We start from the raw sequence: 13,214 nt of genomic DNA on the forward strand, positions 1-13,214 counted from the left end.
CCCATGGGGCAACGGTGACGGTGCATGGGCACGGCATCGTGCCCGTCCGCAGATGTGCCATCATCATACTCATGGTGATTTGCCCATGCCAAGGTGACACGCGTGCGACACACCGGGCATCCGCGGCGTGTTTGCGTGTCGGGATGGTGCCGGACGCCAATGGTGTCACGCCACTCGCCTATCGCTGCGCGCAGCGGGGCAACGGTTTACGATGGGAAGAGCGCGAGACTTAAGGAGCATCATGAGCACAAAACAGCTTGATATGTCGGTTACACCACGCATCGTCAGCAGCACGGATGTGTTCTCCGGTCCGATTTTCACCGTGAAGGACGTGCGCATTGCACTGCGCACCAAGGATGGCGATGATGTGACGATCCGCCGTCAGCTCATTGACCATGCGCCGGCGGTAATCCTGCTCCCCCACGACACCGAGCGCGATCTGTATCTCGTGGAGAAGGAATATCGCGTTGGGCGCAATGGTTATGTAATGGGAGTGCCCGCCGGTCTTATCGATGCGGAAGAGGATCCGCGCCATGCGATGCTGCGCGAGTTGCGCGAAGAAACCTCCGTGGTGGCAGACGACTATGACGTCATAGAAGCGGCGCAATGCTATTCCTCCGAGGGCATGACGAACGAAATGGCCTACACCTATGTGCTTGACTTGCACAAATGGCATTACGAACAGCAAGATCTCGACCCCGACGAGTACGTGTCATACCGGTGGGTCGATTGGGATGAGCTGACGACGTGCGGAATCCGCGAAGCCCATTCGTTCATCGCAATCCAATGCGAGCAGATGCGTCGTATGCGCGCAGGCAGGTGAGATGGCGAAATATCACAGTATTGTGATGATTTGAGTGATGACAGAACGAAAGTGCTGAACTTCTTTATATAATGACTGAGAACTACTAGGTTCCATGCAAGCATGCCCGTGCGGTCCAAGATTGCCCAACTAGTGCGAATGCGCAGCGTTCGTATGCTTCATTGGACGGAGAAAGGTGACTATGAGCGTTCTCGACAAGTTTGAGAAAGGAGTCGAAGGTGCCGTCAACGGCGTCTTCAACAAGTTCGGCTCCAAGGATCTCCAGCCTGTTGATCTTTCCAGCGCCTTGGAGAAAGAAATCGATGCTCAGGCCATGCCGGTCGGACGCGACCGCACCGTGGCGCCGAACGAGTACCGTTTCGCACTGTCTACACCGGATTTCGACCACATCGAAAAGTGGGGCGCGGAGGCGCTCGCCAATGAGCTTGCGGCGAATCTGACCAAGTATGCGAAGAGCCAGAATTACGCTTTCGTGGGTCCTGTTGTTGTTGTTTTCGAAGAGGATTACGACCTGCAGCGCGGCAACTTCCGTCTGTCCAGCGAATCCGTGCAAGGCAACGCGGCGCCCGTCACGTCCAAGAGCGAGACGAAGGACTGCCCCGTCCTTGAGATCAACGGTCGTCAATACATGCTCACGGCTCCAGAAACGCTGGTGGGGCGCGGCTCCGATTGCGACATCATCATCGACGATCCCGGCGTATCGCGTCACCATCTGACGATTTCCATCACTCCGCAGGGCGTCATCATGAAGGAAGTCCTCAATAGCAAGGGGCAGCCTCCGGTCAACGGCACCTATGTGGAAGGCCATCGCGTGCCTGCTGCGACGTTGCTTGACGGTAACACCATCACGATTGGCCGCACGCGAATCCTGTATTGGGCATCCTCCGAGACGCAGGCTTGATTTTCCGCGAGAAGGAGGAGATAAGAAGGCGTTCGATATGACCGACCTGACATTCGCGATTCTCAAATACGCGTTCCTCGCATTGCTGTGGGTGTTCGTGTTTTTTGTCGTACGCTCATTGGGGCGTGACGTCTCAAGCCGTAGCCCACGCGATTCCCGAAAACGCCGTCAAAAGGATCGTCAGGTGCGGGCGTCTTCCGCTACCCCGGTCGTGGCAGCAGCCGCTGCTCCTCATTCTCATAATTCCGGTGCTCCGGCGCGCTCTGCGCGTGCTGGTGCGCACTCGCCTGCATCCGGTAAATCTCAGCCCACGGTGTTGGTGATTGTGGATGGTCCCCTCGCGGGCACGACAGTGACATTGACGGCGCAGCCCATCACGCTGGGACGTGCGCCTGACAATGCAATCATTCTTGACGACGAGTTCGTTTCAGCTCACCATGCCCGTGTATTCCGCGATCCAGCCACGGGTTCCTGGGCCGTGGAGGACCTGAACAGCACAAACGGCACTGTGGTCAACGGCCAACGCATTCGAGGCGCGGTGATGCTGCCGGTTGGCGTGCTGGTGCGTATCGGCGCCACGACTTTCGAATTGAGGTGACGTAGTCGCATGACATCACGCAACACCCTCTTCTTGTATTCCACTACGGTGTCCGACACCGGCTATGTGCGAAGCAACAACCAGGATTCCTCGTTCGCCGGCGAACGGCTCATCGCCATCTGCGACGGCATGGGCGGCCATGCAGGCGGCGATACGGCGTCCACCATCGCGGTGCGCTCCTTGGCACACATCGAAAAAGATCCTGGAAGTCCGCAAAGCGTGGGTGACGTGGCGTCGCTCATGGAAACATCAGTCATAGCCGCGCATGATGCGATCGTGGGCAAGGCGAAGCACGAGCACAAGCTGGCGGGCATGGGCACGACGGTGACCGCCGTGACCTTGGTGGAAGACCATTGGGTGTTGGCTCATATCGGCGACTCTCGCGCGTATCTGCTGCGCAACGGGCGCATCATTCGCGCCACGAAGGACCATTCCTACGTGCAGCATCTCATCGATACAGGCCGCATCACGCCTGCCGAAGCGAAGAACCATCCGCAGCGCAATGTGGTGATGCGCGTGCTGGGCGATTTCGACATTGATCCGCGGCCGGACATCTCTGTGCGCAAGGCGCAGGCAGGCGACCGCTGGATGCTGTGCTCCGACGGTGTATGCGGTGTTCTCTCCGACGAGACGATCCGTGAAACCTTGGAGACCGTGACGAATCCGCAGGATTGCGCCCAGCGGCTGGTGGGAATGGCGCTCAAGGCTGGAAGCACCGATAATTGCACGGCCGTGATTGCCGATGCCAACATTCCTCTTGATCCCGGCGAGCCGGGGCAGCGGCACCAGATTCCGCTGGTGGCAGGCGCAGTGAGCGCTGATCTGGCGCCTTTGGCGGGAATTCTGGGCACGACGGTGGCGCAGGCTCCGAAACTGCGAGATGAGTATGCGAAGTCCCCGGCGCAAAAGGCCGCGGAACTGGCGGCGGCGCAATCGGGCGCCGATGCTGCCGATTCCCGTGCGAATGCGGCAAGCAATGCCGCCAACGGCTATGGCAGCGACGCCGAGGCTTCCGGCAACACCGCAGGCGGCGGCGGATATGCTGCCTCGGATTCCGCCGACATGGGGGAGTCCGATGACAGCGATTCATTAGACGGGCATGCACACGTTGTTGACAAGTCTGTCAATGGTGCTGATGTGGACGGCGGATCCGATGCGCCGACGGATGGCGCGGATGGTCAGTCCGGCGACGAACCAGAGGAAACCCCCAACATCGCGGTTCCCCAGTCCAAGGATCCGGCTGCTGCAGATGAAATAATGCCTGACACCAGTGAGATTCCCATCGTCAAGAAGCGTGACGGAACCGTGGTGTCCGATCCGCGCGATCCAGTGGTCGCCGTGGCATTGGCCCATAAGAAGGCACAGGATCATGAACGCCACCGCAAGCGCCTTCACATGAAGCGTGGCGTGGTCATCGCGACGATCATTGTGATTGTCGGCATCATTGCCGGCGTGGTGTATGGGGCGTGGCACTGGTCGCAATCGCAGTATTACATCGGTGAATCCGACGGGTATGTGGCGGTGTACCAAGGTGTCAATACGAATGTGTTTGGCATGGAGATGTCGCATATTGTGCGCAGCACGAAGATCAGCGTCTCCAATCTTTCGGAAAACACGCAGCAGCAGCTTCAGCGTGGCGTGACGATGTCCAGCCAGCAGGAGGCTGAGCAGCATCTGGCCATCCTCATCACCGAAAGCAACGAGAATCGCACGCAGAAAGAAAGGGAAGCGGCGGCATCTGCTTCGCCCAGTGCTTCGGCTTCGCCGTCATCTACGGCTTCCGCATCTGCCGCCAATAGCGCTAACGTGTCGGCGTCCCCGTCCGCCAGTGCCTCGGCATCCCCGTCCGCCAGCGCGTCCGGCCAGGGGGCGGCACAGTGAAAGCCGCTGCAAGAATCCGTCAGATCCTTCTGCTTCTTTTTGGCATGGCGGTTGGATTCCTGGCGATGTTCCAGATGTTCATGCATGTCACTGGTGAGCTCCCTCACGAATACCTCGTGTTGTGCGTGGCGCTCATCGTCGTGATTGCCGTGGATGTCGCTGTGGTGCTCTACTTCCAGCGTCATGCCGACTTGACGCCGCTGTCGATTGTCACGACATTGGCGCTCATAGGCATCACGATGATTGCGCGCATCGACTTGGAATCGCAGGCCAATGGCGTGGCGTCCAACGTGGGCGGGCGCCAATTCATGTGGTTCCTCATGGGCTTGGGCGTGTTTGCGGTCATGATGATATGCATCCGTGATTACCGCATTTTCCGCCGCTTCTCATATGTGTGCATGGTGATTGGCCTGGTGCTGTTGCTCTCCCCGATGATTCCTCATCTGGGCATGACGCTCAACGGGGCACGCATCTGGATTCACTTTGGCTCGCACACCATCCAGCCTGCGGAATTCGCCAAGCTGTTCCTCGCCGTGTTCTTCGCCTCATACCTGTTCGACCACCGCGACCAGCTGGCGGTGGGTGGTAAGAAATTCGCAGGCATTCGCTTCCCTCGTCTGAAAGACCTCGGTCCGATTCTCGTGGTCTGGGGCATTTCGATGGGCGTGCTGGTGGTGCAGAAGGACTTGGGCACCGGCCTCATGTTTTTCGCGATGTTCGTGTGCATGCTGTATCTGGCGACAGGCCAGAAAAGCTGGGCGATCATCGGTCTCGTGTTTTTCTGCGGCAGCGCATACGCTGCCTACACCTTGTTCACGCATGTGCAGGGGCGCGTGGAATCATGGCTGCACCCGTTCGACGCAGTGGTGTATCAGGCGCAGGGAGGATCTGAACAGCTGGTGACCGGTGTGTTCGGTCTGTCGTCCGGCGGGCTTTTCGGCACCGGACTCGGCCAAGGCATGCCTGGACTCACGCCACTGGGCAATTCCGATTTCATTTATGATTCCCTGGGCGAAGAACTGGGGCTCATGGGTGCGCTCGCAATCCTCATGCTGTATCTGTGCCTGGTGGTGTTCGGCATCCTCACGGCGCTCAAATCAAAGGACGGTTTCGGCAAACTGCTGGCGGCAGGCCTCATGTTTTCGATGGCGTTCCAAGTGTTCACTGTCGTGGGCGGCAACACGCTGCTCATTCCGCTGACAGGCCTCACGCTGCCTTACATGGCTGCCGGTGGCTCCAGCATGATGGCAAACCTCATGCTCGCCGCGCTCATCGTCATTGTGAACAACGGCGCCAACACTCCGCAGGTGGATGCGTCCGACACCGAGTTCCAGCAGGAAGCCCTGCAGGTGATCCGCAACGCTCAGAAAGAAGCGGCGGCAGCAGCGCAACGCGGGCAGGCGGCGCGGCATTCCCAGAAGAGCGCGCAGACGACCGCCGTGGTTCCGCCTCCTTCCGCCAAGCCTGAAGGGGAGCCGGAATACGACGACCCGATTTTTGCGCAAACAGCCCGTGTGCCTGTGGTTCCGCGCAATGAAGGCGCGCGCGGCATGAGATACGATGAGGAGACGGGAGAAGACCCGGCATTGCTGGATTTGGGGTTTGACTACGATAACTATGACAATCCTCAAGGCTCCGGCGACGGTTCCGATGATTCGTCCGATGATTTGAAGGAGGCACAACGATGAACAAGTCTTTGCGTCATCTTTTCTATGTCATCGTGGTGCTGTTCATACTCCTTGGACTGAGCACGTCGATGATTCAGTCGGTATTCGCTGCCAAGCTCAACGCTGACCCGCGCAACTCCCGCATGCTCTATGAGGAGTTCAGCGTGCCCCGCGGATCCATCCTCGCGTCAGACGGCACAGTGATCGCGCAATCCGACGCGGTCAACGATCCGTTCAGCTACCAGCGCTCCTACACGAACGGCGCATTGTATGCCCCGGTGACCGGATTCTATTCCATCACGATCAACGCGGACCGTGGCATCGAAGCGTCGCGCAATTCACTGCTTTCCGGCAATGCGAACAGCCTGTGGTGGAGCAGGGTGAAGAATTTGTTCACCGGCACTGAGAACGCCGGAGCCACCATTCGCACGTCCATCAACCCCAAGCTGCAGCAAGCGGCATACGATGCTTTGTCATCCACGGGTTGCGAGGGCGCGGTCGTGGCGATCGAACCTAAGACCGGGCGCATTCTGGCGATGGTGAGCACGCCGAGCTATGACCCCAACCAGCTCGCATCCCACGATACGTCCGCGGTGAATTCCGTATACCAGTCTCTCGTGCAGGATTCCAGCAACCCCATGCTCAACAAGGGCGTTTCCGAGTTGTATCCGCCGGGGTCCACGTTCAAGATCGTCGTGGCGGCAGCCGCGCTGGAATCCGGCAAATACCAAGCCGATTCGCAGATTCCAGCGGGAGCGAGTTACACGCTTCCCGGCACGAATACGCAGCTGACCAATGCGTCATCAGCGGGAGCAGGCTCCAACGGCCAGATTTCACTGGAGGATGCGTTTGCGTATTCGTCCAATACCGCTTTTGCGCAGCTTGGCGTTGCGCTGGGGGCGCAGACGGTGGGCAGCATGGCGCAAGCGTTGGGATTCGGCAGTTCCATCACCGTTGATTCTGGTTCAAATGAAGACCAGGCGATGAAGTCGGTGGCGGCGCAATTCCCCACTGATGTGTCGGACGACAAGCTGGCATTGCAAAGCATCGGCCAGGGCGACACTACGGAAACGGCTTTGCAGAACGCCATGATCGCCGCGACGGTCGCCAACGGTGGCAAGGAGATGCAGCCCACTTTGGTGGATGGCGTGCAAAGCGCCGACCTGACGACCATTTCCACGACGAAAGCCAGCGTGCTCAACACTCCATTCAGCTCTTCCACGGCGGATGCCCTCAAGCAGCTGATGAAGACAATGGTCAACAAAGAGTACCCTTCCTTGAACTTCAACAATGTGCAAGTCGCCGCCAAGACTGGCACTGCGCAGAACGGACAGGGGCTCATCGACGCATGGATCACGGGATTCGCACCGGCTGATGATCCGCAGATCGCCATTGCAGTCGTTGTTCACAACACCACGGATTTCGGTTACAAGACCGCCGGTCCGGTGATGAAGACAGTGCTGGAGGAGGCGATTTCGCAATGAGGCTCGTGCCAGGGCAGTTGATGCACCATCGGTACCGCCTGGACAAGCGCCTTGCCCAAGGCGGCATGGGAGAAGTATGGAAAGGCTACGACATCGAATTGAACCGCCCAGTCGCCATCAAGGCGCTGCGCAGCGATCTCGATGACCCCAACAGCAGCAGGCTTCGGCGTTTGCGTGCCGAAGCCCATAATTCCGCTGACCTGGCGCACCCCAATATCGCGGCGCTTTTCGACTATTACGAAAACGACGGCGTGGGGTTCCTCGTGATGGAATACGTCGACAGTCCCTCCCTTGCCCAGATTTACAAGGAACGCGCGCCCATGCCCGCCGTGGAATTGCTGCCGATCCTCATCCAAGTGGCACGAGGGCTGTATGTGGCGCACTCCCATGGCGTCATTCACCGCGACGTGAAGCCGGCGAACATCATGGTCTCCGCTGACGGGCAGGTGAAGATCACGGATTTTGGCGTGAGCTATTCCACGAACCAGGCGCAGATCACGCAGGATGGCATGGTCGTAGGCACCGCCCAATACATTTCGCCTGAGCAAGCACAAGGCGAGCAGGCGACGCCGCAATCCGACATCTATTCGCTCGGAGTGGTGGCATACGAAGGTCTGTGCGGGCATCGGCCGTTCACTGGCAAGACGAGCGTCGACATCGCGGCAGCGCACGTGAATGAGCCCGTGCCGCCCTTGCCGGAGGACATTGACTGGCGTCTGCGTGAATATGTGATGGGCATGCTTGCCAAGAATCCGAAGGACAGGCCGCGTGACGCCCTTGAAGTGTCTCGCAACCTTCAGGCGATTCTTGACCACCTGTGGGATGAACAGACGGCGAACATTCCGCCCATTCATGTGCATCGCGATAAGCCGCATGGCCGCACGATCTACAGCGATCCGTACGAGCCGCCGGCGTGGATGGTCGATTTGACCGACCGTGCGGCGGTCAAACGCGACGATATCGCCCGGCAGGAGAATGCGACGCATGCGACTGCCACGGATTTTGCGCCGCTGAGCCAGCAGACGACTGGACGGATCGTTGACATGCATTTCGACGCCAACAGTGCTGCAATGCCGGCGGCATCCAGCCCCGTGGTCGACAATCCGGTCACTGGTGCGGCTGCAGCGGCCGCTGCGCAATCCACGGCATCTGCATTCGCCTCCACCAGTGCCGCGCGGTCAGGTGCTGCGTCATCCGCAATGCCTACGTATTATGCGCCGAAAGACACAAGCGTGGGCATAAGCATCAACAGCGTCAACATAGGCACAAGCCTGAGCAAAGCCATTGACGCCGCATTGGCGCACAGGACCGCAGCCACGGATCAACCGCCTATGAAACCGCCGTCGGAACCGGTTCCCAAGCCGAAACCGACGCAGCAGGATTCGCAGCCGCAGCCAGCGCCCCAGAAACCGCCGACGGAATATCCGCGCGAAGCTCAGCAGGCTCAGCAACGAAACGTAGAAGAACCACAGACTCAACAACCACAGACTCTCAACAGAGCAGACGAGCAGCAACCTAAGGATGGTGCGCAATGAGCATGTACATTCCCCAGGCGCTCGCGGGCGGCAGATATTCCGTCGGCGACCTCATCGGGCATGGAGGCATGGCGGAGGTGCACATCGGCACAGACACACGTCTCGGCCGCACCGTCGCCATCAAGATCATGCGCTCCGACTTGGCGACTGACCAGATCTTCTTGCGCAGATTCCACCGTGAAGCGCTCGCAGTCGCCAAACTCAACAACCCGAACATCGTGGCCATCTATGATTCGGGCGATGAGGAATTCTCTGACGAAGGCGGGCACACGGTGCGAGTGCCGTACATCGTCATGGAATACATCAAAGGTCAGACGCTGCGCGACATTCTTAAGATCAACGGCGCACTCAGCGAACACGACACTGCGCAGGTCATGATTGGCGTGCTGTCCGCATTGGAGTATTCGCATCGCGAAGGCATCATCCACCGCGACATCAAGCCTGGAAACATCATGATTTCCAACGAAGGCATCGTCAAGGTCATGGATTTCGGCATCGCCCGCGCGTTGGATGATTCCCAGACCACGATGACGCAATCGCAAGGCGTGGTGGGCACAGCCCAGTACCTCAGCCCCGAGCAGGCTCGCGGCGAACAGGTGGACATGCGCTCCGACCTGTATTCAGCAGGCTGCGTGCTGTATGAAATGCTGACCGGCCGCCCGCCGTTCGTCGGCGACTCCGCCGTGGCCATCGCCTACCAGCATGTGAGCGAAACCGCCACGCCGCCCAGCGCCATTGTGCCGGGACTGCCCAAGGAATGGGACGCCATCGTGGCGAAGGCAATGGCGAAGAACCGCGCCAATCGTTACTCCACCGCCGGTGAATTCCGCGATGACATTGTGCGCTTGATGAACGGCGTGGAGCCTCTCGCGTCCAACTCCGTGGCGCCGATGGTCGCCGATAAGCTGCAAGACACCCCGCCATACAGCATTCCGCCGGTCGAACAGGATTACTCCGCATACCCTCCGGCGACTGCGGCATCCGACGGCATGGGCGCCACTGGTGTGATGACCAGCCCGTACGCCACGTCCGCCGGCAATGGTGCAGCAACCGCGGTGAAGACGAAAGGCTCGAAGAGCAAGAAGAAGGTCATCGCCGTTGTTGCCGTGCTTGTGGTCGTGGCGCTTGCTGTGGCGGCTTTCGTGGTGATTCGCATGAACTCCCAAGGCACGGCCGTCGAGCAGGTCACGGTGCCCACCATCACGGCGGGCACGTCCCGCGATCGCGCCAAGGAGCAGATTGAGGCCGCCGGACTCGTGTTCCAATACAAGGAAGACACCGATTCCACTGAGGACGCCGGCACGTTCACGAAGCAGGACCCTGCCGGCGGCACATCCGTCGACAAGGGAAGCACGGTGACCGTCTGGTTCTCCGCCGGTCCGCAGTCGGCCAAGGTGCCGGATGTGTCTGACTCCACGCAGTCGGAGGCACAGAGCCAGCTGGAAGCCGCCGGTTTCAAGGTGGGCAGCATCTACACCGAAAACAGCGCATCCGTTGCGAAGGACAACGTGACCCGCACTGACCCTGCCAGTGGCGAAAGCGCCAAGAAAGGCAGCAGCGTGGATCTGTATATCTCCAACGGCATGACCGTTGTGCCGGATGGCCTCGTGGGCGCAACCCAATCCGCGGCACAGTCCACACTGTCCCAGCAGGGTCTGCAGGTTGTCGTTGAGCAGGAGAGCTCGGATTCCGTGGCGCAGGGCGTTGTGATTCGCACGTCGCCTGAATCCGGTGATTCTGTGGCGCAGGGTGCCCAGGTCACGATTTACGTGTCCACCGGCCCCAAGACGGTTGGCCTGCCTTCGGTTATCGGCATGACATACGACAATGCCGCCGCCACGCTTAAATCAATGGGCTTGACCGCGGCACGCAGCGGATCGTCTTCCGATTCCGCAACCGTGACCGCCATGTCGGTGAATGGCAAGGAGAGTTCGGCTGGCGACCAAGTGGCGCAGGGGGCCACGGTGACGCTGACGATGAGCGGCGGTAGCTCGTCCAGTTCGTCCAGTTCATCGGGTTCATCAGATACGTCCAGTTCGTCTGATCCGAGCGCGCAAAATCCGTCGCAATCCGACTCATCAGGAAGTTCGTCGAAGAGACAATCCTAGGTCGATAGCCGGAGCGATACCCAGGATTAATACCCCGGATTGACGTTGCCTCAAGCCATTGCAGCATTGCTGGCTTGAGGCAACGTGTTTATTAAGACGCCATCATGCCGGTCACAAGCCGTCATGATGGCGATGAGAGGTTAGAGAGGTGCGCCTCAAGCCACTGCAGGCTGTTCACGCAATGTGGCGCTCACGTTCGGACGCAGCCCTGCGGACTTGGCGACGGCATTCGTCTGGCCGCATGACGCAAGCCAATTGGCAAGCAGACGATATCCGCCTTCGGTCATCACTGACTCCGGGTGGAACTGCACGGCATACATCGGCTTGCCTACGACGCGCACAGCCTGAATCGTGCCATCGTCAGTGGCGTGGGCGGTCGCGTGCAGTGTATCGGGTAGGCTTTCCGGGTCGATGCACAGCGAATGGTAGCGGGTGGCGGTCATGGGGTTCGGCACGCCGGCGAAAATCTCGTCATCCTCATGTTCGATGGGGCTTGTCTTGCCATGGCGAATCGTGGGCGCATGCACGATCGTTGCGCCATACACCTCGGCGAGTGCCTGCAATCCCAGGCATACGCCGAACATCGGCGTGTTCGTCTCAGCGCACAGCCGAATCACATCCTCGCTCGCGCCTGCCTGCGACGGCTGTCCCGGGCCGGGAGAGATGAGCACGCCGTTGAACACGCGCACATCGAGATGCCGGGGATCCACCGCGTCATTGCGCACCACCTTCGTGGTGGCTCCCAGCGTCTGCAGGTATCCCACGATCGTATAGACGAAAGAATCATAATTATCGATGACCAGGATGCGTGCGGAATCCATGCGTCCTCCTTGTATGAGTGCCTACCTTGTGGAATTATACGGTCGCTGCATTGCGTGCGGCTGACGGTGTCCGTGTAGCGTGTGCCGGGGCGTGTGGCTGCTGGGGCAGGCCGGACGGGGCATAACGGTGGCTGAGATGTCGCGCGGCCGGCAGGGGCATCACACCGGCCGATGCACGCTACGAGGTCATTGCACCGCCACGTAATTCGATGCCAATTGCAAATACGGTATGTTGAGCGCCGCCCATGGGAACACCCAAGCGAACATCGCCGCCACCGCTGCCGCCGCCAGCAGCACTGCCAGGCACGCCCTTACCGGCAGCACGCCGGGCTGCAACCGCACGTACCAGCCACACAGGCTGAACGATTTGTAATCGGAGTTTTGCCGGCGCTTGCGGATGTCCGGCCACTGCCATGCAATGGCGGCCGACAGCCATACGGCTGCGTAGGCGAGCAGCAGCGCGATGCACATGCGGGATGGCGATGGCAGCGAGCTGGCTGTGACCTGTGCGTTGCTGTTGCCTGTGCGTGTGAATAGCGTGCCTTGCGAGGATTGCGCGGCGCCGGCCAGCTCCTGCGGGATGCCGTCCGACACTTTTGCCCAGTATTTCAACTCTCCGTATGCGATCCAACGGTGCGTGGGGTTTTGCAGTCGCGGATGGCATGTGGTCATGGTGATGAGGCGCTGCGTGGGCGTGGCGCTGGCATCATGCGGCACCGGATATAACACTTCCACTTGGTTGGGCAGCACGAGTTCGGATGATGTGAATTCGTAGACATACCAGTAATCCTCGGTGCGCACGATGATGGCGTCGCCGGCCTGCAGTTTGTCAATGTCGCCCAGCGGGTCGCCGTAGCCGGCGCGATGGCCAGCTATGGCGAAATTGCCTAGCGCGCCAGGCATCCCGGTTTCCGTATAGTGCCCCAGGCCGCCGGTGTTGAGCTCACGCAGTTGTGTGCCTTGCACAATGGTGCGCGACCATGCGGAGCCGAAACGCGGAATGTAGATTTGCCCGATGAGGCTGCCTTCCGCGGGCGTGGTGGTCGACGCGGGTGCAGTGTCGGGGGATTGTTCGGGGGCGATGGCATAGCTACCATCCGAGGCGCTGGCGGGCGCCGACCACGAGGCTTCGCTGAGCGTATCGTTTTGGCTTTTCGTGGATTCCACGCCCGTCCACCACAGTTGCCATGCGACGTACAAGGCGCAGATAATGGCGCACAGCACAAGGATTTCGCCAATGACGCCTGCCACCGTGGCAACCGGGTGGCGCTGTGTGCGCCGCTGACCGCCTGTGCGGGTGTCTGGGGTGCGGAGTGCGTTTCGTGCGTCGTTCATGATGCCTTCTTGTGCCCGTTGTCTGTGGGGCGTTGTCTGTGGGGCGTTGTGGGGCTGCTGG

At 60.0% G+C, this 13,214-nt stretch carries 8 protein-coding genes and 2 pseudogenes; 8 read left to right on the plus strand and 2 right to left on the minus strand.

Annotation, left to right across the window (positions count from 1 at the left end; translation table 11 throughout):
* The first annotated feature begins 241 nt into the window (after positions 1-241).
* The 8 genes and pseudogenes from CLV65_RS06865 to pknB all read left to right on the plus strand — a co-directional run bounded on the left by CLV65_RS06865 (position 242) and on the right by pknB (position 10,997).
* Positions 242-823: an NUDIX hydrolase gene (locus CLV65_RS06865; protein WP_157847247.1), complete on the plus strand. Its 582-nt coding sequence runs from the start codon at positions 242-244 to the stop codon at positions 821-823.
* Positions 824-1,004: 181 nt separating this feature from the next.
* Positions 1,005-1,724 (plus strand): FHA domain-containing protein, encoded by a 720-nt coding sequence (locus tag CLV65_RS06870; RefSeq protein ID WP_094690386.1) that lies wholly within the window; start codon positions 1,005-1,007, stop codon positions 1,722-1,724.
* Between the two features lie 37 nt (positions 1,725-1,761).
* On the plus strand, positions 1,762-2,322 hold the full coding sequence (locus CLV65_RS06875) for an FHA domain-containing protein FhaB/FipA (RefSeq protein ID WP_094690385.1): 561 nt from the start codon (positions 1,762-1,764) through the stop codon (positions 2,320-2,322).
* Positions 2,323-2,331: 9 nt separating this feature from the next.
* A pseudogene (locus tag CLV65_RS08755) lies at positions 2,332-3,987 on the plus strand (PP2C family protein-serine/threonine phosphatase); the annotation flags it as partial.
* 260 nt (positions 3,988-4,247) lie between these two features.
* Positions 4,248-5,891, plus strand: a complete 1,644-nt coding sequence (locus tag CLV65_RS06885; protein WP_094690476.1) for an FtsW/RodA/SpoVE family cell cycle protein — start codon at positions 4,248-4,250, stop codon at positions 5,889-5,891.
* The gene (locus CLV65_RS06890) at positions 5,888-7,354 is read left to right on the plus strand and encodes a peptidoglycan D,D-transpeptidase FtsI family protein (RefSeq protein ID WP_094690383.1); all 1,467 of its coding nucleotides are present in this window, start codon (positions 5,888-5,890) and stop codon (positions 7,352-7,354) included. The genes CLV65_RS06885 and CLV65_RS06890 overlap by 4 nt, the downstream gene beginning before the upstream one ends.
* Positions 7,351-8,190: pseudogene (locus tag CLV65_RS06895) on the plus strand (serine/threonine-protein kinase); the annotation flags it as partial. The gene CLV65_RS06890 and the pseudogene CLV65_RS06895, both read left to right, overlap by 4 nt.
* Before the next feature lie 695 nt (positions 8,191-8,885).
* Positions 8,886-10,997, plus strand: a complete 2,112-nt coding sequence (gene pknB, locus CLV65_RS06900) for a Stk1 family PASTA domain-containing Ser/Thr kinase (RefSeq protein WP_094690382.1) — start codon at positions 8,886-8,888, stop codon at positions 10,995-10,997.
* A gap of 155 nt (positions 10,998-11,152) precedes the next feature.
* Here the strand turns inward: pknB and CLV65_RS06905 are convergent, their stop codons facing one another.
* Together CLV65_RS06905 and CLV65_RS06910 are read right to left on the minus strand one after the other, a co-directional pair.
* Entirely contained in the window at positions 11,153-11,818 is a 666-nt protein-coding gene (locus CLV65_RS06905) for an anthranilate synthase component II (protein ID WP_094690381.1), read from the minus strand.
* Between the two features lie 186 nt (positions 11,819-12,004).
* On the minus strand, positions 12,005-13,153 hold the full coding sequence (locus CLV65_RS06910) for a class E sortase (protein ID WP_094690380.1): 1,149 nt from the start codon (positions 13,151-13,153) through the stop codon (positions 12,005-12,007).
* Positions 13,154-13,214 lie beyond the last annotated feature (61 nt).

Source organism: Pseudoscardovia suis, assembly GCF_002797875.1.
Lineage (GTDB): Bacteria > Actinomycetota > Actinomycetes > Actinomycetales > Bifidobacteriaceae > Pseudoscardovia > Pseudoscardovia suis.

What these genes read in the sequence shown, in the direction of transcription:
- CLV65_RS06865 (WP_157847247.1), top strand. Translation starts at nt 242, where the DNA reads ATGAGCACAAAACAGCTTGATATGTCGGTTACACCACGCATCGTCAGC.
- CLV65_RS06870 (WP_094690386.1), top strand. Translation starts at nt 1,005, where the DNA reads ATGAGCGTTCTCGACAAGTTTGAGAAAGGAGTCGAAGGTGCCGTCAAC.
- CLV65_RS06875 (WP_094690385.1), top strand. Translation starts at nt 1,762, where the DNA reads ATGACCGACCTGACATTCGCGATTCTCAAATACGCGTTCCTCGCATTG.
- CLV65_RS06885 (WP_094690476.1), top strand. Translation starts at nt 4,248, where the DNA reads ATGGCGGTTGGATTCCTGGCGATGTTCCAGATGTTCATGCATGTCACT.
- CLV65_RS06890 (WP_094690383.1), top strand. Translation starts at nt 5,888, where the DNA reads ATGAACAAGTCTTTGCGTCATCTTTTCTATGTCATCGTGGTGCTGTTC.
- pknB (WP_094690382.1), top strand. Translation starts at nt 8,886, where the DNA reads ATGAGCATGTACATTCCCCAGGCGCTCGCGGGCGGCAGATATTCCGTC.
- CLV65_RS06905 (WP_094690381.1), bottom strand. Translation starts at nt 11,818, where the DNA reads ATGGATTCCGCACGCATCCTGGTCATCGATAATTATGATTCTTTCGTC.
- CLV65_RS06910 (WP_094690380.1), bottom strand. Translation starts at nt 13,153, where the DNA reads ATGAACGACGCACGAAACGCACTCCGCACCCCAGACACCCGCACAGGC.